This window comes from Chryseobacterium sp. HR92, assembly GCF_045689405.1.
In the GTDB taxonomy this organism is placed as follows: domain Bacteria; phylum Bacteroidota; class Bacteroidia; order Flavobacteriales; family Weeksellaceae; genus Chryseobacterium; species Chryseobacterium viscerum_A.
In genome coordinates this window covers 1262051-1286666 of the sequence record NZ_CP139139.1, presented here as the reverse complement: position 1 = coordinate 1286666, position 24616 = coordinate 1262051, and the positions used below count along the sequence as shown (strand labels likewise).

28 protein-coding genes are annotated in these 24616 nt (G+C 36.4%); 3 read left to right on the top strand and 25 right to left on the bottom strand.

What is annotated here, in order from left to right:
• Position 1 precedes the first annotated feature (1 nt).
• Positions 2–529, top strand: a complete 528-nt coding sequence (locus SFA27_RS05835) for a DUF4136 domain-containing protein (protein WP_264517235.1) — start codon at positions 2–4, stop codon at positions 527–529.
• A 362-nt stretch (positions 530–891) separates the two neighbouring features.
• On the top strand, positions 892–2682 hold the full coding sequence (locus SFA27_RS05830) for an endonuclease (RefSeq protein ID WP_407296980.1): 1791 nt from the start codon (positions 892–894) through the stop codon (positions 2680–2682).
• Positions 2683–2894: 212 nt separating this feature from the next.
• On the opposite strand, the gene SFA27_RS05825 is transcribed toward SFA27_RS05830, so the two are convergent.
• From SFA27_RS05825 to namA, 18 genes are all read right to left on the bottom strand, one after another.
• Complete coding sequence (locus tag SFA27_RS05825) at positions 2895–3614, bottom strand: hypothetical protein (RefSeq protein ID WP_407296978.1); 720 nt, start codon at positions 3612–3614, stop codon at positions 2895–2897.
• Positions 3615–3863: 249 nt separating this feature from the next.
• Positions 3864–4517 carry a hypothetical protein gene (locus tag SFA27_RS05820; protein ID WP_407296976.1) on the bottom strand — a complete coding sequence of 218 codons (654 nt, stop codon included), beginning with the start codon at positions 4515–4517 and terminating at the stop codon, positions 3864–3866.
• Positions 4518–4537: 20 nt separating this feature from the next.
• Complete coding sequence (locus SFA27_RS05815; RefSeq protein WP_047378628.1) at positions 4538–4918, bottom strand: hypothetical protein; 381 nt, start codon at positions 4916–4918, stop codon at positions 4538–4540.
• Positions 4899–5372, bottom strand: coding sequence for a LemA family protein (locus tag SFA27_RS05810; protein ID WP_407296974.1), 474 nt, complete (start codon positions 5370–5372; stop codon positions 4899–4901). Before SFA27_RS05810 ends, SFA27_RS05815 begins: the two co-directional genes overlap by 20 nt.
• A gap of 86 nt (positions 5373–5458) precedes the next feature.
• The gene (locus SFA27_RS05805) at positions 5459–6235 is read right to left on the bottom strand and encodes a hypothetical protein (RefSeq protein WP_407296972.1); all 777 of its coding nucleotides are present in this window, start codon (positions 6233–6235) and stop codon (positions 5459–5461) included.
• Between the two features lie 62 nt (positions 6236–6297).
• Positions 6298–7089: a hypothetical protein gene (locus tag SFA27_RS05800; RefSeq protein WP_047378631.1), complete on the bottom strand. Its 792-nt coding sequence runs from the start codon at positions 7087–7089 to the stop codon at positions 6298–6300.
• Positions 7090–7097: 8 nt separating this feature from the next.
• On the bottom strand, positions 7098–7808 hold the full coding sequence (locus tag SFA27_RS05795) for a hypothetical protein (RefSeq protein WP_407296970.1): 711 nt from the start codon (positions 7806–7808) through the stop codon (positions 7098–7100).
• 12 nt (positions 7809–7820) lie between these two features.
• On the bottom strand, positions 7821–8447 hold the full coding sequence (locus SFA27_RS05790; protein WP_407296968.1) for a hypothetical protein: 627 nt from the start codon (positions 8445–8447) through the stop codon (positions 7821–7823).
• 4 nt (positions 8448–8451) lie between these two features.
• A complete protein-coding gene (locus SFA27_RS05785) occupies positions 8452–11271 on the bottom strand; it encodes an OmpA family protein (RefSeq protein ID WP_407296966.1) in 2820 nt (939 codons plus the stop codon).
• Between the two features lie 11 nt (positions 11272–11282).
• Positions 11283–11771, bottom strand: a complete 489-nt coding sequence (locus SFA27_RS05780; protein ID WP_047378635.1) for a DUF4280 domain-containing protein — start codon at positions 11769–11771, stop codon at positions 11283–11285.
• A 29-nt stretch (positions 11772–11800) separates the two neighbouring features.
• Positions 11801–12844 carry a hypothetical protein gene (locus SFA27_RS05775; protein ID WP_407296963.1) on the bottom strand — a complete coding sequence of 348 codons (1044 nt, stop codon included), beginning with the start codon at positions 12842–12844 and terminating at the stop codon, positions 11801–11803.
• Between the two features lie 58 nt (positions 12845–12902).
• Positions 12903–14315, bottom strand: a complete 1413-nt coding sequence (locus tag SFA27_RS05770) for a phospholipase effector Tle1 domain-containing protein (RefSeq protein WP_407296961.1) — start codon at positions 14313–14315, stop codon at positions 12903–12905.
• 34 nt (positions 14316–14349) lie between these two features.
• Positions 14350–15324 (bottom strand): DUF2931 family protein, encoded by a 975-nt coding sequence (locus tag SFA27_RS05765; RefSeq protein WP_407296959.1) that lies wholly within the window; start codon positions 15322–15324, stop codon positions 14350–14352.
• 61 nt (positions 15325–15385) lie between these two features.
• On the bottom strand, positions 15386–15556 hold the full coding sequence (locus tag SFA27_RS05760) for a hypothetical protein (RefSeq protein ID WP_264517224.1): 171 nt from the start codon (positions 15554–15556) through the stop codon (positions 15386–15388).
• A gap of 1 nt (position 15557) precedes the next feature.
• Entirely contained in the window at positions 15558–17489 is a 1932-nt protein-coding gene (locus SFA27_RS05755) for a type VI secretion system Vgr family protein (RefSeq protein ID WP_264517223.1), read from the bottom strand.
• Between the two features lie 149 nt (positions 17490–17638).
• Positions 17639–18043, bottom strand: coding sequence for a type VI secretion system tube protein TssD (tssD, locus tag SFA27_RS05750; protein WP_047378640.1), 405 nt, complete (start codon positions 18041–18043; stop codon positions 17639–17641).
• 294 nt (positions 18044–18337) lie between these two features.
• Entirely contained in the window at positions 18338–18616 is a 279-nt protein-coding gene (locus SFA27_RS05745) for a DUF2752 domain-containing protein (protein ID WP_407296956.1), read from the bottom strand.
• Positions 18617–18644: 28 nt separating this feature from the next.
• Positions 18645–19697 (bottom strand): NADPH dehydrogenase NamA, encoded by a 1053-nt coding sequence (gene namA, locus SFA27_RS05740; protein WP_407296954.1) that lies wholly within the window; start codon positions 19695–19697, stop codon positions 18645–18647.
• 100 nt (positions 19698–19797) lie between these two features.
• Here namA and SFA27_RS05735 point away from each other — a divergent pair, with 100 nt between their 5' ends.
• A complete protein-coding gene (locus tag SFA27_RS05735) occupies positions 19798–20280 on the top strand; it encodes a cytidine deaminase (RefSeq protein ID WP_047378643.1) in 483 nt (160 codons plus the stop codon).
• Between the two features lie 236 nt (positions 20281–20516).
• On the opposite strand, the gene SFA27_RS05730 is transcribed toward SFA27_RS05735, so the two are convergent.
• The 7 genes from SFA27_RS05730 to SFA27_RS05700 are packed head-to-tail and all read right to left on the bottom strand — an operon-like array spanning position 20517 to position 24566.
• Entirely contained in the window at positions 20517–20831 is a 315-nt protein-coding gene (locus SFA27_RS05730) for a barstar family protein (protein ID WP_407296952.1), read from the bottom strand.
• Entirely contained in the window at positions 20828–21451 is a 624-nt protein-coding gene (locus SFA27_RS05725; protein ID WP_407296950.1) for a Zn-dependent protease, read from the bottom strand. The genes SFA27_RS05730 and SFA27_RS05725 overlap by 4 nt, the downstream gene beginning before the upstream one ends.
• A 57-nt stretch (positions 21452–21508) precedes the next feature.
• Positions 21509–22027, bottom strand: a complete 519-nt coding sequence (locus tag SFA27_RS05720) for a ribonuclease domain-containing protein (RefSeq protein ID WP_407296949.1) — start codon at positions 22025–22027, stop codon at positions 21509–21511.
• A gap of 25 nt (positions 22028–22052) precedes the next feature.
• Complete coding sequence (gene nadE, locus SFA27_RS05715; RefSeq protein WP_407296947.1) at positions 22053–22844, bottom strand: NAD(+) synthase; 792 nt, start codon at positions 22842–22844, stop codon at positions 22053–22055.
• Between the two features lie 13 nt (positions 22845–22857).
• On the bottom strand, positions 22858–23391 hold the full coding sequence (locus SFA27_RS05710; RefSeq protein ID WP_047378647.1) for a GNAT family N-acetyltransferase: 534 nt from the start codon (positions 23389–23391) through the stop codon (positions 22858–22860).
• On the bottom strand, positions 23388–23915 hold the full coding sequence (locus tag SFA27_RS05705; protein WP_407296945.1) for a GNAT family N-acetyltransferase: 528 nt from the start codon (positions 23913–23915) through the stop codon (positions 23388–23390). The genes SFA27_RS05710 and SFA27_RS05705 overlap by 4 nt, the downstream gene beginning before the upstream one ends.
• A 12-nt stretch (positions 23916–23927) precedes the next feature.
• Positions 23928–24566, bottom strand: coding sequence for a leucine-rich repeat domain-containing protein (locus SFA27_RS05700; RefSeq protein WP_407296943.1), 639 nt, complete (start codon positions 24564–24566; stop codon positions 23928–23930).
• Positions 24567–24616 lie beyond the last annotated feature (50 nt).

Here is a 24616-nt window from a genome sequence, read left to right as displayed (position 1 = left end):
AATGAAAAAATATATTTTTATTTTGTTGGCATCAGCTACTTTAGGTTTAACTTCTTGTAGCCCTTTTCAGGTACGTTCAGATTATGCTGAAACCGCCAATTTCAATTCTTTCAAAACTTATAAAATAAGAATTGATGATCTAAAATTGAATGATATTGATAAAGACAGAGTGCTGAATGAACTGTCAAGACAGCTTCAGAGCAAAGGACTTCAGTCTGGAGAAAGCCCTGATCTGATTATCAACGTAAAAGCTAATCATAAAAAGATTACTGATATCAATTCTTCTTCACCTTACGGAATGTGGGGATGGGGCGGACCATTCGGATGGGGTGTTGGAATGAGCAGAACGTGGACTTCAAATTATAATGAAGGTGCACTGATTGTAGACCTTATTGATGCAAAAACCAACAAATTGGTTTGGCAGGGTATCGGAAGCGGAATTTCTGTAGATTCTCCAAAAGCAAAACAGAGACAAATTCCGGAAATTATGGCTGAGATTATGAAAAATTATCCGCCACAAAGAAAATAAAATTTAAGTCATTCATTATATAAGCCGGTATTTTTGTACTGGCTTTTTTTATGAGTGATGATTCTGTTTTTCCCACAGATAATACAGATTTCCACAGATGCTTTTTTTGGATTTTTTATGAGTTTGGTCATTAAGTTTTAAGTTTTGGCTAAAGCCAGATAAATTGTTGGTTTATTTGATGAGTGAGCTAAAGCCCACTCCTATTGAGTATAGAAAATATTAAAATGTATAATCCAAAATATAAAATTCAAAACCCGGAACTCCGCATTCATTACGTATTACATGCAGTGCATTTAAAATTAACTATTTTGTAATTTCTTATTCACAAAAAATGTAGTATTCTTGCTGAAACTTGTATTAATATGAAAAAAATCATTTTATTCTCTGTATTTGCAGGACTTGCCCACGCTCAGGCTCCTGCAGGATACTACAATTCTGCCAACGGACTGAGTGGCGCAGCACTGAAAACTGAATTAAGCAGCATTATCACCAGCGGTCATATGGACAAAGGATACAGTGGACTTTGGACCGGTTATAAAACTACTGACATAGATAAGGATTATGAAAATGATGGTTCTATTCTTGATATCTATTCTGAAAAGCCTGCAGGCACAGACCCTTACAAGTATACTCCGGGAACCAACCAGTGTGGAACGTATTCTACTGAAGGAAATTGCTATAACAGAGAACATATTGTTCCTCAAAGTCTTTTCAATCAGGCTTCTCCCATGGTTGCAGATATTCACTTTATCAGAGCGACAGATGGGAAAGTAAACGGAATGAGAAGTAATTATCCTTTCGGAAAGGTAGGAAGCGCCTCTTTTACTTCACTGAATGGTTCAAAGCTTGGAACGTCAGTCTCTTCAGGATATTCGGGAACGGTTTTTGAGCCGATTGATGAGTTTAAAGGAGATGTGGCGCGTATGATTTTCTATTTTGTAACCCGTTATCAGAGTAAACTTTCTACTTTCTCATCAGGAAATATGTTAGGAAGTTCTACATTCCCGGGATTACAGACATGGGAACTGAATGTTCTTCTGGCATGGCATAATCAGGATCCGGTTTCTCAGGCTGAGATCAAAAGAAATAATGCCTCTTATACTTTCCAGGGTAACAGAAATCCATTTATTGATAATCCGAATTATGTAAATCTTATCTGGGGTTCTCAGCAGCCTTCAGGTGATACTCAGGCACCTACTGCAGCAACAGGACTGAATGTTTCAGGAAAAACTTCCAGCAGTATTTCTCTTGCCTGGAATGCCTCTACAGATAATGTAGGAGTAACAGCTTACAATGTTTATATGGATGGAAATCTGAAAACTACGGTAAGCTCAACCTCAACAACAATTTCAGGACTTGCTCCTTCTACTTCTTACAGCTTTTATGTTGTAGCAAAAGATGCAGCAGGAAATTCATCATCAAACAGTTCTACGGTTTCCGGTACTACCGATGCAGGAAATACAAATCCAGGAACAAGCTGTGCGAATGAAAGTTTTGAAACAATTCCAGCAGCCAGCTCTACTTATTCAACCAAAACATGGAGCAACGGTGGTATCTCCTGGACAGCAACGGATGCAAGAACTGATCAGACTCTTAACAATAAAGCTATTACGGTAAGAAACGGTTCTTTAACTTCCGGCAGTTCTGCAAACGGTATCGGCTCTTTAACAGTCACTACACAACTTAAATTCTCAGGAACAAATGGTACTTTTGATGTAAAAGTAAACGGAACAACGGTAGGAACTATTCCTTACAGCACTTCATCTACAACTACTACCATCAGCAATATCAATATTTCCGGGAATGTAGTGGTAAGTCTGGTTAATAATTCATCAAGTAACAGAGTTGCCATTGATGACCTTTCATGGACATGCTATTCCGGATCAAGTGCAAGAATAGCTCAAAATACAGCTGCAGAAACTACTTCTAACAGTTTTAAAATTTCTCCGAATCCTATTACCAACCAGGAGATTTTTGTAAAAGGAGATCTTCAGAAGGTAAAAAAAGCTGAAATTTACACTCTTCAGGGGAAAGTTCTTCAGACAATTAATCAGCCTTTCAGAAATGGAAATTCTATTAAAACCATAAATCTTGGTCAGGGAGTTTATATTCTGAAACTGGATCAGGTTACAATGCAGTTCCTTGTAAAATAATTCAAGTACTGATTTAATATAAAAAATGCCGGTCTTTTTAGACCGGCATTTTGTGTTTTTTAAACTATCGCTGATTTTGCTGATTGAGCTAATGTTTTTAACGCAAAGGTTTTATTTTTATAATATTTTATTTTAGAGGGCAAAGAGGAATCAGCAAGCTGACCTGACTAAGCGAATGTTTTATTTTTTTGTTTGTTCTTATCTTAATTCAATTAATTCAGAGAGATTTTATCGAGATCCGGATATCCTGATCCTTTCAGAAGATCTTTCCATTCTTTATTTTTGAATACAAAGAGATTGCAGCGGTATTCGTCCGGTCTGTTATCTATTTTGGTTTCGCAGTAATAATAGAGTAAATCTTTGCTTCTCCAGATTGCTACTTCCTGTCTGAGTTTATTATGAGTCTGGATGATTTCATCATCTCTAACTTCTGATTCAAAACCTTCACGTATGGTATCAAAGCTGGGTTTCTGAAGTGTTTTGTTCAGATTATCCAAAAGCGCAGTTTTTTCCTGCTCTGTATAAATATCAAGCTGATACATTCCCAATTCGTCTTCTTTTTCATTGGCAAGAGGACCAATTTCCTGATCAACCTTTCCAAAATGTAAAATTACTTTGTTGATGTTTTTATTATTCTTTCCTTCCAGATCTATTCCGTTGAAATGTAATAGTTCTTTTGATGAAAAAGCCAGTTTTTCATTTCCGATAAGGGTAACCTCACTGGTACGTACTGCTTCTTTGGCTGTTGCTCCAGCAGATTTCAAAATTTCATTAATATTTTGACCTACAGTAATTTTGGCAAGATTAAAGGGTTCTGTCTGTGTACTTCCCTGTGTTTCAACCAAAGCCTCAGTCTCTTTATTTTTCTGATGGCCGCATGAAGCAAATCCCCAACAGATCATTGATAGTACTATATATTTCAATCTTTTCATAATGTTAGTGTTAGTATGCGGTTATCAATATTAAAACAGAAAAAAGGAGATTCAAGTATCCGGAATCTGTTTTTTATTTGTTATTCTCTTGTTTTTCATCTCCTGGTCTGCATTTTAATTCATATACTTATCTACGGAGACTCTTGAGATGTAGAACATTTTAATCCAAAAACAACATTTATTATGGTAAGCCTCCTGGATCGCGGAAGTACATTTATACCTTTATTTTTACTTTACTCTCAATGACTTTTAGTTCATGTATTTATACCACGGAGAAGCCGGAGGTGTTGGATATTTCAATCCAAATACAGCATTATCACGATACGCGTCTTTCGTAACGGAAATGTATTTATTTCTTATTTTACCATCATCTTCAATGGAGATACTGAGTATGCAATAATTTTTACCATCATCCCAGAAGAAAGAAGTTGGGTAAGTAAAGGTATTTTTTTGATTTTGGTCCCATGACACTTTTTCGGGAGAAAGTTTTTTCAGCTTTTCAAAAATTGGTTTTACAAGTTTGGCATCTACGGTAGCTTTATCAGTAATAGAAGCTGTAGGATTTCCATGTTTTTTTACTATTTTTTCTACAAATTCCAAAGAGTATTTTTCGGATGCATTGGTATCTACAGCTCCTACTTTCCCTTTGTATACGGTAATTCTTGTACCCATCGTATTGTCTAAGGGTATATTCCCATACGTCACTCCTTTGTTTCCATCAGCATAGTATTGAATGATATCTGCCTTTGCAGCATCTTTCATAAATAAATCTTTGTTTTCAAAATCATACTTCTTTGCATCATTACCTAAGGAAACTGATGACAGGTCAAATGATTTATTTCCACAACAGATATTGATCAATACTACAAAAATTAATACCAGTACTCTTACTTTTTTCATCATGTTAAATGTTTTTTCCAAAATTACTGATTTTGTTTTTCTTTAATCATTTTAGACCAATCGGTAAACATTTTAGTAATTGTATTGGCATTAATCAGACTGAAAAAAAACATTCCCGCGAGTACCGTAAGCCAGCAATAGGCTAGTTTTACTCCATTTTTATCGGTAATAAAAAAAAGGATAAATATTGTAATTGCCCCTACTATAAATGTAAAAAGCAAAGTATACATGAATACATGAACGATATACATGCTGAATTTAAGCTTTCTGAAAATCCATCCTATAACGGCAACTGGAATAAACAACAAAAGCGGCAGAAACATAGCTCCGAAAATGGTTACTTCCGGGTAATCTACTATTTTATCTTCTAATCCGAAAAAGGTATTAAAACTGAACCCCGTCATAATGTTTTTCTTCGTTTGTGATTTCCAGTAAAGTTTTGTCTTTATAGCCTAACATTTTCGCCAGTATCACATTGGGAAATTCATGAATTCCGATGTTATAAAGGTTAACGCTGTCATTAAAAAATTCTCTTCTGTCTGCTATTTTGTTCTCCAGATCGGAAATTCTTTTCTGCAGTTCAAGGAAATTATTATTAGACTTCAGTTCGGGATAGTTTTCTGAAACAGCAAAGAATGAAGAAAGTGCTTTTGAGGTTTCATTGGCAATCTCTGTTCTTTTATCTGCATCAGTACTGTTATTATAAAAGGTCCTGAGCTCTGTAAGGCGGGCAAGGAGCTTTTCCTCATAGTTCATAAAGTGTTTGGCAACTGTAACAAGATTGGGGATCTCATCTGCACGCTGTTTCAGCACTACATCAATATTACCATAGGCTTTATCAACATTAAATTTAAGCATAACCAGCTTGTTATAAAGATTTATTAGAAAACTGATGATAACTACTCCCAGCAGAATAAGTAATATGATTGCGACCGTCTGATTCATTATTGTGTAAGTATATAAATAATTATTAAAAGGATGATGGAGCAGGTAAACATAAATGACTTCAGCAATGGCTGGTATTTGTTCCAAACCGTGATGCCTGATGACGAAGTAATCCCAAGGACTTTATAATGTTCATCTTTTCTCATGAAAGGTGTTCCGTTTCTGGAATCGGCATAGCCTACCAACAGCATCTTCTGACCATCTTTTAAAAGCGTTTCTTTGTACCTTTTACCGCTATGACTGCTTACATTGGTTTCTTCTAATAAAACCAGCTCTATTCCTTCAGGTTCTACCTCTATCGTGCCAGTATCATCTTTAATCTGGAAAATACTGCATTGGGTTTCCCGATGAATCGTTCTGTAGCTTTCTTTGCCGTCAGAATCTCTGTCGATATCCTCAATGGTATAATAATATCCGATGCAGACTTCATTCTTCACTGGTGAGGATAAAGAGGTTTTCATCACCAATGTTCCTTCAATCTCTGCCAGTCCTTTTGCTACCGAATGGATTTTTGAAGTTGGGAGTGATGACTGTAAACGTAAAAAACGTTTTCCGGCACTGGGTTTCATTAAAGTGATAAAGATCAGAATAAAAACCACTAAAGGAATAATAATTATTGCCTTTTCCGCATAGCTGTCATAATTATTGGCGATTTCAAAAGCATATTCATGCAGCGGCATTTTATCTTTAAAAATAACCCACAGAATAAAATAAATAAAGCACGCCGCTATTATTCCTAAAATGCTATATATAATGTATGGTCTTCCTTTTTTCACTCCCCTTTATTCTATTCTAAAACCCTGTAGAAATATCTGAATATTATTCCCGTATTTCTTTTTTAAATGACTTCAAATTCTTCTTTTCCTTGTGGAATATGAAACATCAGCTCCAGCATTAATTCTTCACCGGTTTGTTCTTTATAAAGGAAAAATGCGGGTTCTCCGTTCAGTTTTTTATAGGTTGCCAGTTTTCCATTGCCATAGATTTTCAAAATCCTGTCTTCCGGTAACGGCATCATTGCAAAGCCATTATTAAAATCTTCTAATAAGCTGTTCAGTCTTGCTTTCGCATCTGCATCGCTTAAATACATGGATAAAGCCATATTTTTTTCACGGTTCTTTATCATTTCAAAGTAAGATTCATACTGCCTTGAGCTGATAAGACTGCTTATTTTTTTGTATGCTGAATCCAGTTTGGTACCAAGGTAAGAATTATCTTTTGAAATGGACAGCAGATCACGGCTTTGTTCCCAGCTCATCATTTCATAAGGAATTTCAGCCTGAAAGGATGATTTATGGTTTAGTGAAGGTAGTTTTTTTGCAGTTTCTTTTTCTGAAAACTGAAAATTACCACAATCTTTTTCGTGAACAAATTGATCATTGAAAACATCAAATAATTTGATGGTATATTGAAATGCTGTTCTTGAATCTATATGCTGTTCTCCTGTAACCGGCAGAAGCTTAATCTCAATTTTCTGTTCACCGGAACTGTTTATTCCGAAATTAACAGGAACGTTGGGAGACATTTGTCCTTCGGTTTCCAGAGCGATAACGGGAATGTCATTCACCAGAACTTCAAATTTGCAATAAACAGCAGTAAAATCAATGGTGTAGTAAGGTTCTTTAGCCATTATTGTGGTTATTTATTGTAAAACATATCGAGACTGCGGTAAGAAACCCATTCTTTATATTTTGGGCTGGTTTTATCTAAAGCAAAAATCTTCAATGTATTTTCATTGGGTTTCTTAGAAAGATTAACGGTATGGATGGTAAAGAAAGTTGTTTTTGCTTCTTTATCTTCCCAGACCTGTATTGTTTCTTCTATGTGATCTGTTTTGAATTCTCCGTTTTCATCAAGGAAAATAGGCCTTTCTTTTGTATTTACTTTTTTATCTGAAAAGTCTGCTTTATGACCTGCTTTTTTTTCAATAGCACTCAGAATGGCATCTGTATTGGGGTTGTTCTGAAGTACCATTTCGTAGCACCATACTTTCTTATCATTCTTTGAATAAAAAACGGAAACGTCATCCGCAGCCGATTGCAGGGCGTTATTAAACAACGACAGGTTCAGGTTTTTATCTTTTGGAAATTGAAATTCAACATAATCCACCGAGGTATTAAAATCACCTGAAGCATTGTCATTAGCAGTTAATCCAACTCCTTTGAGTACCTCTTCTCCATTGGTTCCGAATTTCAGATCTTTAAAATCCATTTTTCCCTGTGTGTTGTTTGCTGTTTTATTTATAACGTTGGTATTGGCTGTCTGGGAAGCAGATTTACCTGTTCCTTTTTCCTGACAGTTCATGAGAACAAAGCTCAAAACAATTTGGCATATAACGATCTTTTTCATTCAACTTTTTATTTAATTTTGTTCTTTACTATATACACTATAAGGGTAATTTTCTACCTTCTTATTGTTTTTTATTCTGAATTTTAAGTATTCAGAATATTTTGTAGCCTGAGTAGCATTAATGATCAGTGTGGTAAAGTTAGTATTTAAACACAACAGATCCGATTCTTTTGTTTTTTCTCCTTGTATTTCGGCATTTCCACTATTGAGAATATATAGCTTTCCGGAGGTTTCCCAGATGATATTCCTTTCTGTTTCGTTTCCTTTATCGAAAGCCGGTTTTCCTAATTTATCAAGAAGGAGTTTTTCCAGTTTTTCGCTTTCCTTCTGTGTGTACAGATGGATTTTATAGCCGTTTATATCTTTTGCATCTCCTAGAAGCTCAAGATAATTTTTTCCTGCATAGGCTGCAGAGTTGCTTCCAATTTCATTTGCAAAAGTCTGTCCATACAAGCTAAAAGTATTCATATCTTTTATCTGATAGGCAGTAAGCTTTTCATCTAATATGGATTTCTTCTCTGTATAGTCTGCACCACTTACAATTTTTTCTTTTTTTACAGGGAAAAGAATAGTAGATAAATCTTCTTTTGCTGTACTGCATGATGATATAAACAGAGATATGATTAAAAGTATAAACATATTTTTAATTTTTCTTTTTTTCCCAAAGTAACATTTTGTTGTCATAACCTGCTAGTTCTGCTAAATATTTCATGATATCAAATCCGTCAAAAAATGTACGGGTTCTGTTATAATTTACCGGAGTCCAGTCTGAGCTTACTTTTTTATAGGTAAATCCGGCTTTTACCATGACCACTACTGTTCCTACACAAGGGTCTATACTTAAACTCGGAATATAATAAATTCCGGCTGTGGAATCATATTTTAATTTATGCCCTGAAGTAATTCCCATTGTTGCTCCTGCAGTTAGTTTTCCTTCTATGTGTCCTTCCAGTTCTGGTTTTTTTGTAGTTCCGATGACCACAAACATTCCTTTTAACTCGAGTCCGGATTTTAATTCAACGGTTATATTGGAGCTCAGATCAAAATTGACCTCCGCTCCGTCTTTCACAGTACTGAATGAACCATCGATAACACCGTCTACTTTTCCTTTTACTTCAAGATCAATGTACATTTTAAAATTGATAACTACATGTTCCGTTTCATATCCTTTGCTTGCCCATTCTCTTACCATATTGAAGATTTCAAGAGCGAGCGCATTTCCTGTTCCGGCCGTCGCTACAGCAACTCCTGCCTGAACAATTAAAGCCAAAAGGTCAAAAACAATGGCCAGCTCAACCAAAGGTTTTGCTTCAATGAAGAGCATCAGTTTTGTCCCTATATCAGAATGAGCTTCGTTCACATCTGCTTCCCATTCTGCTCCAAAATATAATGCGGGAGCATTTAATTTTATTTCAAATGGCAGCTTTCTTCCTACTCCTTTGGACACCACACCTTTTGTCTGTGATGTGATTCCCTGCGACATTTTTTTAACGGAAGAAATAATAGAGAAGAGTTTACTGATCTTATCTTTATATTTCAGAGTAAGCTCCGGCTTACAATAATAGCTTCCATCTTTTTGTTTGTCATAAGAGGCCTTAAGCTCCACTCCGAATTCTACATCTGTGTATTTTCCTTTCTCTTCATTGGCAAGGCTTAATGCCTTACTTCGAAGTTCTTTATGCTTGTCGGGAGTCATTTTCTGCCATTTTATACTTAAGCTGTTGCTCAGATTGATAAAAAAGGCGAATCTCCACTTTATATCCGGATATGCTTTTATTAATACCGTAGTTCTTTTCTCATTGCTGTAATACCTGCAGGTATGTACGTGCATATGAAACTGATTCGGGCTGGAAGATGCAGGCCAGATATATTGCATAACGGTCATTGATTGGGCATCAAACCCAACTCCTCCTCCAAAATTATACCTGCTCAGCGGAGCATAGACTTCATAAGGGAATGATGGAGTCTGGAAACTTTTCTTTGTATCTCCTTTATCTATTGCCTGCCCTACGTCTACGATATAAATTTCTTTTTTATGCTTGTTTTTGGTATCTCTGAAACAGCTGTTGGTATCAAATCCTGTAACATCAATAATGAGTTCTTTTTTAGTGGCTGAAGTAGGAGCTACTACAGCATAATTGATTGTCTGGGCATCATGAGCATTGAATACGAATGAAATGTCTACTCTACGGTTGTTTTCGTAGTCTTTCTCATTTTTGTATTTGATATTATCTCTTCCCATTTTATCATCGGTAGGATCTACTTCTCCTTTTCCTACTGAAATGATTCTTCTTGGATCTAACCCTCCGTCTGCAAAGAATTTTTTGACAACATCTGCCCTTCTTTGTGAAAGTCCTTTGTTGTAATTTTCTTTTCCTATAACGCAGGCATAGCCACTGAGATTCATGGTAGCATCTTTGTGTTCGAGAAGGAATTTGAGTACATTATTCAGTATAGCCACTCCATCTTTATCAATGACTGTTGAATCAAATTTATAAAAGATCGTTCTCTGAATATGTTCCTGTAATGCAGCGGATTTTATCTGTTTTACACCGTCTCCGTTTTTAAAGACTGTAGCTGTTGTATTGTTGGCTTTGCCATCTTTTATTTCACTTTCTGTAATTTTGATGACTTCAAATTTACAGGGTTCAAGTCTGACTGCATTTACATCCGGCTTATATACTTTCGTTGGAGTCTGGTTCTGGGCTCCATTGGTATTGGTTGTGACTATTTTATTTTTCACATTCAGATAGATGGCATGAAGATCATCCCCCAATCTATCTTTGATATATTGCTTTGACGCGGCATCTTTTACTTTAATATAAAATTCCTCTACGTTTACAATATAATCTACATGCGCCATCCAGGAATAGGTGTTTTCTATTTTCAGGTTCACTTCACCATCTATTACCTGTACATCAGTATATACACATATCTGCTTATCTTTTTTGGCAGTTTGGCGGTTCCACAGCTCAATAATAAGTGTATTTCCATTCAGACCTTCCGTCATCAGGTTCAGGTGTACAATATGTCCGTAGGAAATATATTCGACCTTTTTATTATTTTTGATGCTTTTACTGTTTCTTTGTGTGGACCATTTACTGCTTACAATTTTGGGCTCACACCAGCCTTTCACATACAAGCCTGTGTTATTTTTAGTATCTCTTACTCCTGAAAGACTGGCTTCTATATAGAACTGATAACTTCCGCAGTATTGTTTATCTATTAAAAATTTATACCCGCCCGCAGAGGATACCTGATTGATAATAATTTTCCTGTTGCTGTTCTGCCTCATCCAGATAAGAGGTTTCTTTTTATCTGCATCTGTAGTGCCCGGCAGCCATTCGTCAATACCAAACTGCACCCATTGGTCAGGTTTTATTGTTACCCTTTGCCCTAATACAGACATTTTAGGATAATACAGTCCGCTTACAACTTTTATTTTTTTTACGCCTTTTGCCATTTTCTTATCATTTAGATTGCACCATCCTGACCTCCTCCCGAAGGCTGCTCGTTATACATTTCTTCGGAATCTACCAACGGATTAATCTGCTGCTGGACGTCTTTATCTGCATTTTTAAAGTTCTGCTGGCTGGCTTCTGCTCTCTGCCCGTGGTCTATGATCTCAATGCATGGAGTTCCGGCAACAGCACATACGGCTTTGCTGTCTTCTACAATGATATATCCGCCATTGCTGAGCTGTACTTTATCATAAAACTTCTGCCATTCTGTAACCATGATTTTGCAAGGTGGCGGCGGAACTCCCATTTTGGTACAGTTTCCGAAGGTATTTTTTTCAAATGTAGCTGCTCCTATTTCTTTCGTAGTAACGATCAGTTTTTTGGAAGCGCTTTTATCATTGGCATATTCTTTTTGGTGTGTAAGTACTTTCAGCTTGTCCGGAGCCTGCCCGAACTGGCATTTGCACATGGCGCCCTGTACTACAATATGTTTTTCTGCCATATTAATTTTATCTTTAGTGAAATGGTAATTTAGTTTTCATCAATTCCTGAAACTGATACTGAAATCTTTTTCTCTTCCTGCAGCATGATACTGCATTCCAGATAAAGAGATTCCGGAAGTGAAGTTTCTCCTTTCAAATAGCTTATGAGTCTGAAAGTTCCTTCTTCATTCATTATCGGTTCGTCTTCTATAATCAATGAAAAAGGTGATCTTCTTATAAAATCATCAATATCTCTTTCTTCATATAATTTTCCTGATCCTTCTACAGTAATCAGGTCTGTTTCTCCTTTTAGCGGATCTGTCTGCAGTGTGATCTTGTATCTGGGTTCAATTGCATTATCCACTACCGGAAAAGTTGCTGTCATTTCTGTTGTATAGTCCGATCCGAAACGTTGGTATATCCCAAAGAACAAAGCACGGATGAAATAATCATTTTTAAGGTAAAGATCTATTGCTTCAGGCTGGCTGATTACTTTTTCAATCTTTCCGCAATATTCGTCTACCGTCTCTCCTTCAAATTCTTTATACAGTTCTTCTTTAACGGCCGGCCATCTTTTAATAAATACCTCAGCATTTTCTACTGTTCCAAATTTTCCCTGTTCATCTATACTGATCTGTAGAGGGTATAAAACTTTAGATGTTCTGTACGCCAGCAGATCTGCAATTTCATTAACTTCTTCTTCATTAAGATAAAGGTTGGATGTTCTATCTATCTCAAAAAAGTAAAGTCCTTTATCTGTTTTCAGCCAGCGAACTGATGTTTCATATTTTAATTCACTTCGAGCGTCTCCTTTTTCAATGGTAATGACAACACTGTATTTCCGCACTGAAGTTTCCGGCTGAAAAACAAGTTTGTTTCCTCTTCCGAATTTTACCAGACTGTTTTTATCTGCAACTGCCGTTCTCGGAATAAAAAGTTCTTTCTGCCCGTTAAGGTTGATCAGGATCATATCCTTAACAGCGCAATGATTATTATGGAAGAGTTTTAATGCATCTTTATCCAACCCGTACAGCGAGGCTATACTTTTTAAAGTTTCATCTTTCTGAACGGTATGTATATTATATTTCTGCATAAAATGTTCCTGCTTCAATTTCTTTCTTGACTGATATCTTTTGTTTAAAGATTTAATTCTAATGGATAACTCTTGTTCTGTTTGGCCTCGGATCCATCCCGATTTTTTCTCTTCTTGCGGACCAGTGAAGGTAATGAAGACGAAGGAATCTTAAATCATCCTGTTCTTTTACTTCTTTCTGATACGCTGTCTGGCGGTCTTCCGGAATTTGGTTTCCTCCATAGGCGTCCCTCAGTTCTTTATAATGTCTGAAAGAATAAGGTTTGCCATCTCCCATTACGTAAGTTCTGAGACGATCTTTTATTCCTATTAAAAATTGATCATCCATAATGGAATATTTATCGTCTGTCAGTTTTTTTATGGTTATAGGAAGATTTTTATCAATCCCGTATTCTGCCATAAAATGTAAAGGAATATAGCTGAAAGTCTTCAGCAGATAGCGCGATCCTCTTAGTGAAAGATAAAATCCGGGAGTAATGGTAAGCTGGTCTTTTTCGTACCATCCTTCTGTTTCAAGCTCTGTTTTTAATGCTTTTAATTTGGTACTGGTGGTCCATGATGTTTCAACTTCTTCCCATGTTTCCTGCCCGTTTTCATAGGCTCCGCCTACATCGCAGTGTACACCCGGGAATGTTTTTTCCGTTCCGATATGTACTCTTGTCAGGTCAAAGTTTTCTCTGTGCTCGTTTTCTGCAATAAAATGAACTACCGTCTGAGCTTTTCCAATATCATTAAGGCTCAGTTCTTCTACGTCATTGCTGAAATTGGGTACTGGTGACAGATATTTTGAATAGGAAGAAACGGTATCGTAAATTCCCAGGAATCTTACTTTCAAAACATCGACCTTTAATCCTGCTTCTTCAAGTTTAAGGCCTAAATGTCCCCATTTTGGAAGTTCTTCCGAAGCAACACCTTTTCCGTCATCATCTGAGTAGGTAGTCACTGAAACAGCTTCATTGGCAACTGTGCGTGAAGTGGCTTTATATTTTGCTTTTCCAATTTCGTATACAAAGTTACGGGCAGCAGCAGCCCCACGGCTAAATCCGAATACATCAAAAGTAAGAACAGCAATTTTATCAGCTTTCTTTTCTGCTTTAATGGTTTTCACCTTTTTTACGATTTCTTCACAGCCTTTTCTCACTTTTGATCTGATCCCGGTTTCTCCTGTTCCAAAAGCATAGCCCAGCGTAGCATCTCCTTCTTTATCCTGTGTACCGATACCTTCTATATAAATACCGAAGTTTTTATCATAATTATCCCACATACGGGCTACATTACTCCAGTCATTATTGTAGCTGGTATTATCTGTAGCTTTTCCGCCATGTTTTTTATGAGCCTCCGTCCCTTTTTTTCTTTCGTCTGTATTGGTTTTATTATTCAGGGTTCCGTCAAAAAAAATCCCAATGGTAATATCCAGTACTTCCTCTTTGGATACAGATGGTGTATAACTTCCAAATTGATTGTTGTGCATAGTTCTTGTTTTTAAATTGACTGAGTGAATATTATCATTCTATCTTTCCGGATACTCTGATTTTTGCTTTGGTAACAGCCAGCTTTTCTTTTTCAGATTCTAAGAACACCAAAACTTTGGTATTGTCTTCATTAACTTTAATGGTAAGATCAATGTTTTTATCCTTACCTAATTTTTGAAACAGATCAAATATTTCTTTGTCATCAAAAGAGTCTATCCATACCGCATATCTGTTGTTGTTTTTATCTTTCCAGTAAAAACCACAGAATCCGGGAACAGCTCTGCTTTTGTAGGTATTAGCTTTTAAACTCTGATCAAAAAGATTTTCCTGCTCACCGTTATAATTGGTAAATCCGAAATCTATCCATGTTGCACCTTCCGGAAGAATCACTGAAGGTTTCCAGCTGTATTTTTCTCTGTATACGTTATAAATATCAGCTGCAGGATATCCTTCTTTTTCAATTTTCTCCCGAACTTCCGGCTTGAATGTCTTATAAGACGGATCTTTCAACATTCTGTCCGCAAAGCCTTCTTTCAGCATATACTGTGCGTTATCGTATGCTTTTTCTTTGGTAATAACAGTATCATGAGCCTGAAAAGCACCTACTTCTTTCTGATTTCCTGCACCTTTCATCCAAAGCACTACTCTTCCTTGTGGAGCTAGTCCCACAACAAAAGAGCTGTAAGTAGATTTCTTTTTCGTGTCCTGATCTACAAATCCTTCGTCAAAAAGGCTTTTTATCTTTTCTTTATCCAGGTTCCATTTCCCGGTATAGAATTTTTTTTCTACCAGAGAATACCATGTGAATTCCAGCTCATGAGGAGCATTCATTCTTTCGGTGGTCACGTTCATGGTTCCTCCTTCTTTACCCCATCCTGTATTTTGTGTTCCCCAGATTGCATCAAAGCTGTAAGTAAAACCATCGGCAACAATAGCTCCTTCATACACTTCCATCGGATATTCCTGTGGGGCAGAAACGGTTCCCAGCCAACTGTATTTTTCTTCCATTTTTTTATTCTGACAATTCGTTAATGAAAAACACCATATAAAAAGAATTAGCAGGTTATATTTACTTATGACCATGGGACATAATCTTCTTGTTACTTGCTAAAACCAGATTTGCTTTATGTGCTTCCACATTGATTTTCTTTGCTATTTTCTCCACCTTTTTTCCTACACTCAGATGATAGGAATCTTTAACCGTGATGTGCAGATTGGTTGCTGTCTTTATAATGGCCATATCAGAAAAGTTTTGATTTTTCAGCACTGTTGAATTCTACAATCTTTCCACTTTGCATGGTCATATTTTCCAGTTCGCTGAACATAGAAATTTCACCAGCTATTTCGTTGGATGTTTCAGATTGTCTCTTGAATTCTTTTTCAATCATTTCCGTTCTGGTATCGGAAGTTTCTGTAATATCTCCCGAGGCTGTAAGTTTCATATCTTTTCCTGCAATGGAAACAATATTGTCGTTTGCAGTACTGGTAATACTTGCTCCTGCTCCTATTGAAATTTCTTTTCCTGCGGTGATATTGATATTGTCCCCTGCATTTAAAGTAAAGTTTTTAGGTGCTTTCATGCTGATATTGCCCTGTCCGTCCATGAAATAAGTATTTCCACTTGGATCAAGTATCGTTACACTTCCTTCTTCATCATTCATTAAAATTCTGATTCCACTTCTGGTTTGAATTGACTTAAGGTGATTGTTTACACCACCTCCTAATGCAATTCCTCCATGGAACATTCCTCCCATTACAAAAGGTCTGTCCGGATGGCTGTGAACAAAGTTGACCATCACCTGATCTCCTACTTCAGGAATGGCAACATAACCACGGTTTTGGCTAACCTGATCTGTGCCTCCCGCATCAGGGCTCATCATACGGATAAAGTGAGTGGTATCATTGGTCTGCCAGTCAAATCTCACCTGTATCCTTCCTTGTCCTTCGGGATCCGTATTGGAAATTACAGTTGCAGTCTGCGGCTCAGCCTTCGGAATGGTGTATTCCGGTTTTGGAAGAAATCCTGTGTCTGCGGCAATTCCTATAAAGCTTCCATTATAATGACCTATTGTGTCAATTTCATGTTCGGCTTCTGTGATCATGATTCTGGTAAAATAGGAGGTTTCATTAGAATCCTGTTTACGCATCTGCACATCTGCTACACAGCCCGGATGTAAGAAAGGCACTGTTGTATTTCCTGAAACAGAAAAAACGTTGACAGCTTCGCTTCCTGATGCACTTTTTTGAGAATACTCAACATCAAGGTGCGTGGCAGCTTTGATGGGAGCCATCTGTAAAGCCGGAGTTTTATAAATAGACTCGTTATGACTGTATGCTGTTTTTGCCAGATCGCCCACGTGTTTGATCGGTGTTGAACCGGAAGTCAGTCTTTCATTTTTATTGCTGTTGTAGCCGTAGAATTGCGGCTTGGTATGTACAGCTTTCAATTCCACTTTTATATCATTGGCACTGCTTCCGTAAGTAAGGGTTATTGGTTTGTTCTGAGCAGGAAGTTTTCCGAAGTGTAAGACTTCACCGTCATAGTAGAACTGTTCACCATAAGCTTCAGCCATTCTTGCTAGATAGTTGTAATGGGTTTCATCATACTGGCTGCTGTAGATAATCTGAGAATAGTTATTGGCATCTACCCTGATATCAAAACGGCTTTTGTCAATTCCCTGTTTGATCACTTCTTCGGCAATGATTCCTACATTTACAGACTGTGCACCTCCAAAGCTCTGGATATGGGGAGCTCCATCAAGGAGAATGGTAGGACTGTATCCGGTAAGGACAATATTTCCTAAACTCATCTGTTCCTGGCTGAATCCTACTCCGGTAATCACTCCTACAAAGGTTCTTTCGGGGCTGTTGTCTATATCTTTATAGGAAATAACAGCCGTAAGCCGTTTTCCAAGAAATTTATTGGCCTCTTCCAATGAATGGGTCTGTCTGTCTCCCAGAGTATCATGCGCCAGTGTCAGCGTAAATTCATGGTGTCGTCTGGTGCTTTGTTTAAGCTTAAAATGCTTATAGTACTTGATAATCTTACCTTCTATGACAAGGGAAAGTTTTACCAAACGGTTGATACCTGTATGATGGTTTTCGGAAATACCATCTGCATTCTGCGTAGGACGAAAAGACGTCGCTTGTGATTTTCCGGGTGTATTTGACATATTTTTTAGTGATTTGATTAATTTTCTAAACGATTATTCAACAGAACGGGAATTTAAAAATAAAAACAAAAGCTCCCACTGAATATAGTCTAAGGTAAAAAAAGACCGTCTTATTAAGGACAGTCTTTTATTTTTCACTCATGAAAGACCTAGCTCATTGGCCAAAGACCATCATAAGATGAATTTCCATATGTAATGCTTTCAGCGCTTACTACAAAGCTGATCAGCATGTTGTTACTGTCTACTGCATCAAAGTCTACTTCATGCTGGATAACATATCCGTTTTCCCACTTCAAAGAAATCAGTGTTCCTTCTTCATGAGATTTATTGAAGTTTATTTCTCCGTTTGTAGGTTTATATTTACTGTTTAGTAAGCTTTCTAAAACATCAGATTTTTCTGTTGCTTCAATGGTTACTTTAATCAATGCGTTTGACGGATCAGATGCTACACGTCCTGAAATGTCCGTAGATCTTGATACGCTGTAGTTAAGCTTTAATAACTTCTGACCTTCTCCTCCATTGAATTTTAAGATTCCTCTTGAATTTCCTGCCATATTCTTAAATTTTAATCATTAACAACTGTTCCCAGATATAGGATTTATATAACAAAGATAGACTTCATGTTCTAATTTAAAAAGTTTTTAGAGAACAGTTTCATAAATTGTAGTAGTTCTACGACATTTATCAAAATTTCGAATTGAAAATAAATTTTAGAATTTTAAACTAAACTAAATTATTTTTCATTAAAATTTTTCTACAAAACCCTTTACAAATCAACATATAACAGAAAGTCAAAAAAGGACCATCCTATTCAATATCAATCATTTAAAATTTCATATTTTGTAAAATCAATAATGCTTATAACCATACCCAATTACCATAATAATAAGGTTAATAATTACCATAATTATTAGAATATTGCTGTATTTTCTTTTTTTGTCAATAAAGCTCAGGCCAAGAATAAAAAAGAACAACAGTAAGGTATATACGGCAGGATACATTTGAAAAGCTTCAGAAAACTTTCCTTCAAATACCAGTACAATTGCTCTCTGGGCACCACATCCCAGGCATTCTACCCCAAGGAATTTTTTACTGGGGCAGGTAAGCATGAAATCTTCAATATCCATTTCTGAGTTTTTATAAAATTTTCATTACCTAAGAAGAGATTTTAGCTCTGGTATACTGATGTGGGAAAAAACAGTCTTCTTTCATTTCAAAAGACCCCTGAACGGCAATATATGGATTTCTAAGAATTTCTCTTGCCACAAAAACAAGATCGGCATCGCCTTTCTGAAGAATTTCCTCAGCCTGCTCCACTTTGGTTATCAATCCTACTGCTCCTGTCTTTACACCTGCTTCCTTTCTCACCTGTGATGAAAAAGGAACCTGGTAGCCGTCAAAAACCGAAATTTTTGCGCCATGAATATTTCCTCCACTGGATACATCCACAAGGTCTACAGCGTGTTGTTTTAAAATTTTTGCCAGTTCTGTACTGCTTTGAATGTCCCAGCCGTTCTCTGCATACTCCGTTCCGGAAATTCTTACAAAAAGAGCTGTATTTTCACTCAATTCCTCATTAACAGCGTCTACAATTTCAATCAGAAATCTGATCCTGTTTTCAAAGCTTCCACCGTATTCATCTGTTCTGATATTGGATAGTGGTGACAGGAACTGATGGATCAGATATCCGTGTGCCCCATGAATTTCAATAATATCAAAGCCAGCTTTTACAGCTCTTCTTGCCGCTTTTTTAAAATTCTGAACCTGTTCCTTAACCTCATCTGTCGTTAATGTATGCGGAATTCTTTCTGTAGGATGATAAGGAATAGGGCTTGGTGCAACGGTTTCCCAGCCTTCTTCCACAGAAATCTGCAGGTTATTCCATGTTGAACCTTTTCTTCCGGCATGAGCCAGCTGAATTCCTATTTTACTTTCTGAATTTTTATGCACAAATTCTACAATTCTTTGCAGCTTCTCTGCCTGTACATCATTCCAGATTCCCATGCAGTGATTGGTAATTCTTCCTTTGGGTTCTACTCCTGTAGCTTCTACAATCAATAACCCTGTACCACCCTGCGATCTGCTTCCGTAATGTACAAAATGGAAGTCATTGGCTTCTCCGTTCTCACATGAATACATACACATGGGGGACATTACCCATCTGTTTTTTAACTCTACATTTCTGAATTTTATTGGTGTATATAACATTGTATTCTTAAAAAAAATTGAACTGTTTACCGAGAGAATAAAATATTGCCCACTTCATTAAAAAGAACTAATTTTACCCCCCTTTTTTAGTTGACAATATATGAAAAAAGACATACAGATCAGTTATGAATATTTTAAAAATAGCAGTGAACTGAGCGATATAGAAAATAAATTATTTGCAAGAGCCAAAGAGGCTCGTGAGAATGCTTATGCACCCTATTCTCAATTTTTGGTAGGATGTTCCGTATTATTGGAAAACGGAGAAATCTATTCCGGGAACAACCAGGAAAATGCAGCCTATCCGTCCGGACTCTGTGCGGAAAGAACGACTGTTTTTTGGGTAGCAGCCAATTTTCCGAACGTGAAAATAAAAAAGATCTTTGTTGTAGGTGGTCCTAAAGAATTTCATGAAAAGAACCCTCCGATTCCCCCTTGTGGAGCTTGTCGCCAGAGTTTAATAGAGTATGAAACCAAACAAAATGAAGATATAGACCTTTATTTTTCAAGTATGAATGAAGAGGTTGTAAAAGTGCGTGCGGTGAAGGATCTGCTTCCTTTTTATTTTGATTCTACGTTTTTGTAACCAAAGTAAAACTTGATTTTTAAACCCTGCTAAGGTTTGAAACCTTGGCAGGTTGTGAAGTAAAAACTTCACATTGACTAGTCCTAAATAAACTTTACAATTAAATAAGATAAGAAACCTAACAGGTTTTGGAAACCTGTTAGGTTTGTATGTTAAAGAATAAAGATTTGAATACTATAGAATAAGAATCAGCATAAAAAAGGCTGTCTCCTCTATTGGGACAGCCTTATTTTTTTCTATTCTTCGTCTTCAGATTCCACATCATCATCTTCGTCTTCGTACTGTTCAAGATAATAGCTAAAGCTAAAGTCTTCAACTTCTTCTTCCGCATCTTCAAGTGTTATCAAAAGATCTTCGAAAATTTCTAGCTGATCTACAGTCATGTTTACGAATTCTAAATGGAGCGGCATTTCCAGATCTCCGGTGATGGTATCAAAAAGTGCATCAAGATTATCACCGAAATGCTCAGGAAGCTGAATTTTTTCCTTTAGCTGGGTGTAAAAATCTTCATAGTCACCTATGTCTGTAAAATCTATATATACTGTCTTCATATTGAATTAAATTTCCAATTTTTATTGATTAAAAAAGTTTTGCATTTTTTGCAGAAATCCGTTTCTTCATTGGTTGGATTCTTACCTTCTGCATCTCTCATAAAGCACATTTTTTCGGGGCAATGTGGCAGCCCTTGTGTATGACCTAATTCATGAATAGCTATTTTGTAAAACTGCTCATCCCGATTTTCTTTGCTTAGTCTGAAATTTGAAGCTACACAAGCTTTCCCAGGTCTATACCCCAATCCCATGATTCCAAAGTCTTTTATCTTTCCTCTGGTGGCGCTGATGTCTTTTGAAGTCAGACCAATTGTAACAAATCCTTCTTTTGTTTCCTTATTTAAAAACTTAATGATTGAATCTGCTCTATACCGGTTTCTTCCTTTATAATAAGTATTTTCAGGAAAATCTATGGCATTCTGAACTTTTACATTCGGGTATACTTTTTCTATTCCTTCAGCTACTTTTGCTACAGTTTCCTGTTTAATATCTTTAAATGGTTGTATGAGTATTGTTACGGCTGGCTTTTCTATTTTTTCTTTTGCAATATTCTTCTTTTCCGAACATGAGTATGCCAGAAGCAAAACAATTAAAAAGTAAAAAAATCTAATATTCTTCAAAATTAATAATTATAATGCAAATTACATATTAGTCATTGCGAGGAACGAAGTGACTATTTATTGTTTTTCAAAGCTTTTATAATGGTTTTTGGTAAGATATACGTCACCATTTTGCGTGTAAATGATGCGGTCAGCATTTCTTCCGCCACAATGATAGTTTACATCTGCTTCAAAATATTTTTCTCCATCCGGCAAACGTCCTTCTCTGTTCCCGAATTTATCCCCACCAATAGCTTTTCCGGGAAGTATGTCACAAAGATTTCCTTTGGAAGGATTCCATCCCTGTTTTCTCGCTTCATTTTTAGTGATATAATAATCCGGAAGTTTATGATTCTGTTTCACATAGCTGATCACCGTTTTTTCCTCTGTCAGCTGATCAATAGATACCTGAGCTGATGAGTTTCCATTATTGGATGCACCATCCGGGGTGGTACTGCTATAGTTCACCGTTTCCTTTTTTACAGAACCTGTCTGATCTTTTTTATCTTCAATAAAATTTCTGTAAACATACATTACAGCCATTCCGAAAAGGAGTCCCAGACAAATAAAAAACAGGGATCTTATTTTACCGTTCATAACTAGTATTTAATGTAATAATATTTTATGCTCTCCACTCTTCAGGAATATCACAAACAGGAATAGGATCCATTTTGTGTTTTGCAGCTTTATGCATTCTGTCAAAGATCTGGAAAACTTCTTTATCTCTTCCTTCATAGTCATCAGCTGTTTTCTTTCCGTATTCTTTCTGGATTTTTTCCAGTTCCGGATAAGTGGCACCTATTTGCTGCTCGTCTGTTCTGTCTACATCCCAAAGTCCATCGGTAGGAATTGCTTCCTGAATACTTTTGATCAGATTCAATCCTTTGGCAAGTTCGTATACTTCCGTTTTATAAAGGTCAGCAATTGGAGAGACATCTACTCCGCCATCTCCATATTTTGTATAAAATCCTATCCCGAAATCTTCCACCTTATTTCCGGTTCCCCCTACCAAAAGGCCATTTATCTGTCCATAATAATACAGGGTAAGCATTCTCAGGCGGGCTCTTGTGTTCGCAAATGCCAGTTTCTCGTTAGGAAACAGATCATCTTTTACATCGAAAGTTTTGTACAGCTCCTCAAAAGCAGGCGTCAGATCTACAGACATTGTTTCAACGTTGGGGAATCTGGATTTAAGGTCATTCATATGATCTTTTGCACGGTCTACCTGATCAGCTTTCTGACGGATCGGCATTTCGATCAGTAATGTTTTCAGGCCTGTCATTGCTGCCAATGTAGAAACAACCCCTGAATCTACTCCTCCTGAAACTCCAATTACGTATCCGTTCACTTTTGCTTTTGTGGCATAATCTTTTAACCAGCTTACAATATGATCTATCACTTTTTGTGTCTGCATCGTTTATATTTTTTTAGTCTATTCCAAATTCCTGAGGGTATTTCACCACTCCTTTTTTATCTTTTAATCCGTCTTTTACCAATTCTACAGCCATTCCGTTTTCTTCCGGAATATCAAATGGAAAAGAAATCCCAAAATTACTTGTTTTTTTGTAACCAAAGCGCGGATAATAATTTTCATGTCCTATAAGTATTACCGATTCATATCCCAGCTCTTGGGCAATATGATGTCCCTGAAGAATCAATTTCGCACCGATTCCCTGATTCTGAAATTCAGGTTTTACGGAAACAGGGGCCAATGCAAGGGAATCAAAAGATGCGTTATCATTAACAATTTTAATTTTTGTAAACAGAATATGCCCTGCAATTGTTCCGTTTTCATCTTCTGCCACTAATGATAATTCCGGGATAAATGCTTCAGATCTTCTTAATTTTCCCACCAGAAACTGCTCCTGATGATCACTGTGTTCCATTTCTCTAAAGGCCTCTTCCGTAAGTTGAAAGACCTGATGATGATCTTTTTTCTCTTCCTGTCTTATGGTAATCATTTTTGTATATATTTTTCACGCTTCAGTTCGTACCATGAGCACATCACCCCATCTTCTTCAAATTCTCCCATATTTTCAAAACCCAGTTTCCCAAGAATATATCTTGAGCCTGTATTTCCGGAATCGGCATAAGCATAAATTACATTTGCATTTAGCTCAATAAAACCATATTCAAGTGTTCTTTCAGTGGTCTCAGTGGCATATCCTTTTCCCCAGAACTCTGGAATAAAACGATATCCCAATTCCAGTACATTTTTGTAACCATTGATAGGTTTTGTGAGTAATTTTAAACCACACCATCCTATCAGCAATCCGCTTTCTTTTTCAATAACAGCAAGCCTTCCCACACCATTTTCTTCATATTGCTTCCGAATCATTTGGATCACTTCTTTCGATTCTTCTTTTGTTGCCACAGGTTTACCCAGATATTTCATCACTTCAGGATTGGAATCCAAAAGAAAAATACGTTCTACATCTGTCTCTTCAAGTTTTCTTAAAATAAGTCGTTTTGTTTCTATTTTCATACTCATTAGTTTTTACTCTCCAGCTCCAAAAATGGTAACATCTATTTTTATCCCTTTTTTGATATCCGTTTCCTTTATTTTATTTCCCATTACATTCAGGGTTTGCAGAGCCGGATTCCCGGAAATATCAATTTTTTGAAGCTTATTATGTTCTAAATTCAATTTCCTTAGTGCTTTAAACTGAGTCAGGTCAATTGTTTTCAATTGATTTAAAGATAATGTTAATTGGTCAATTTTTGGAATTCCATTAAGCGAAATACCTTCCAAGAGATTATTATCCAGATATAAAGAACTTAAATTTTTCAAATTTTCTGCTTTGAATGAAGAAATCTTACACCCTGTACAGGAAAACAATTCCAGTTGATCCAGATTGTTTACTACAATATTCTGTATCGTATTATCATCTATAACAATCATTTTCACATTTTTAAAAAAGTGCAGATCTTCTGTGGAAGTAATTCCTTTCTGAACAAGGAACAGATTCGTAACTGTCCCAGCTTCCAGGGGTTCAAGTATTCCGTTTTTATTCAGATCAAAATTTTCAAGGACTGCTTTTTCAAAGTTTTTATCTTTAAATTCAAGCTTTTGCCCATAGAAAAAAGAAAGTCCCCAAATAAGGCAAAGGGTTGTAATTATTTTAATTTTCATCATGAATTGTGTATTTAATCCTTATTTTTGTAAACTTAAATTCCATGTAAAAA

Bases quoted from the DNA above. Each gene is read 5' to 3' on its own strand.
- SFA27_RS05820 (WP_407296976.1), bottom strand. From the start codon at position 4,517: ATGATGAAAAAAGTAAGAGTACTGGTATTAATTTTTGTAGTATTGATC.
- SFA27_RS05705 (WP_407296945.1), bottom strand. From the start codon at position 23,915: ATGAAAATAGAAACAAAACGACTTATTTTAAGAAAACTTGAAGAGACA.
- tssD (WP_047378640.1), bottom strand. From the start codon at position 18,043: ATGGCAGGAAATTCAAGAGGAATCTTAAAATTCAATGGAGGAGAAGGT.
- SFA27_RS05810 (WP_407296974.1), bottom strand. From the start codon at position 5,372: ATGCTTAAATTTAATGTTGATAAAGCCTATGGTAATATTGATGTAGTG.
- SFA27_RS05770 (WP_407296961.1), bottom strand. From the start codon at position 14,315: ATGCACAACAATCAATTTGGAAGTTATACACCATCTGTATCCAAAGAG.
- namA (WP_407296954.1), bottom strand. From the start codon at position 19,697: ATGTTATATACACCAATAAAATTCAGAAATGTAGAGTTAAAAAACAGA.
- SFA27_RS05790 (WP_407296968.1), bottom strand. From the start codon at position 8,447: ATGTTTATACTTTTAATCATATCTCTGTTTATATCATCATGCAGTACA.
- SFA27_RS05775 (WP_407296963.1), bottom strand. From the start codon at position 12,844: ATGCAGAAATATAATATACATACCGTTCAGAAAGATGAAACTTTAAAA.
- SFA27_RS05720 (WP_407296949.1), bottom strand. From the start codon at position 22,027: ATGAACGGTAAAATAAGATCCCTGTTTTTTATTTGTCTGGGACTCCTT.
- SFA27_RS05710 (WP_047378647.1), bottom strand. From the start codon at position 23,391: ATGATTACCATAAGACAGGAAGAGAAAAAAGATCATCATCAGGTCTTT.
- SFA27_RS05835 (WP_264517235.1), top strand. From the start codon at position 2: ATGAAAAAATATATTTTTATTTTGTTGGCATCAGCTACTTTAGGTTTA.
- SFA27_RS05795 (WP_407296970.1), bottom strand. From the start codon at position 7,808: ATGAAAAAGATCGTTATATGCCAAATTGTTTTGAGCTTTGTTCTCATG.
- SFA27_RS05815 (WP_047378628.1), bottom strand. From the start codon at position 4,918: ATGACGGGGTTCAGTTTTAATACCTTTTTCGGATTAGAAGATAAAATA.
- SFA27_RS05745 (WP_407296956.1), bottom strand. From the start codon at position 18,616: ATGGATATTGAAGATTTCATGCTTACCTGCCCCAGTAAAAAATTCCTT.
- SFA27_RS05765 (WP_407296959.1), bottom strand. From the start codon at position 15,324: ATGGAAGAAAAATACAGTTGGCTGGGAACCGTTTCTGCCCCACAGGAA.
- SFA27_RS05755 (WP_264517223.1), bottom strand. From the start codon at position 17,489: ATGTCAAATACACCCGGAAAATCACAAGCGACGTCTTTTCGTCCTACG.
- SFA27_RS05785 (WP_407296966.1), bottom strand. From the start codon at position 11,271: ATGGCAAAAGGCGTAAAAAAAATAAAAGTTGTAAGCGGACTGTATTAT.
- SFA27_RS05700 (WP_407296943.1), bottom strand. From the start codon at position 24,566: ATGATGAAAATTAAAATAATTACAACCCTTTGCCTTATTTGGGGACTT.
- SFA27_RS05780 (WP_047378635.1), bottom strand. From the start codon at position 11,771: ATGGCAGAAAAACATATTGTAGTACAGGGCGCCATGTGCAAATGCCAG.
- SFA27_RS05735 (WP_047378643.1), top strand. From the start codon at position 19,798: ATGAAAAAAGACATACAGATCAGTTATGAATATTTTAAAAATAGCAGT.
- SFA27_RS05760 (WP_264517224.1), bottom strand. From the start codon at position 15,556: ATGGCCATTATAAAGACAGCAACCAATCTGCACATCACGGTTAAAGAT.
- nadE (WP_407296947.1), bottom strand. From the start codon at position 22,844: ATGCAGACACAAAAAGTGATAGATCATATTGTAAGCTGGTTAAAAGAT.
- SFA27_RS05800 (WP_047378631.1), bottom strand. From the start codon at position 7,089: ATGGCTAAAGAACCTTACTACACCATTGATTTTACTGCTGTTTATTGC.
- SFA27_RS05830 (WP_407296980.1), top strand. From the start codon at position 892: ATGAAAAAAATCATTTTATTCTCTGTATTTGCAGGACTTGCCCACGCT.
- SFA27_RS05730 (WP_407296952.1), bottom strand. From the start codon at position 20,831: ATGAAGACAGTATATATAGATTTTACAGACATAGGTGACTATGAAGAT.
- SFA27_RS05825 (WP_407296978.1), bottom strand. From the start codon at position 3,614: ATGAAAAGATTGAAATATATAGTACTATCAATGATCTGTTGGGGATTT.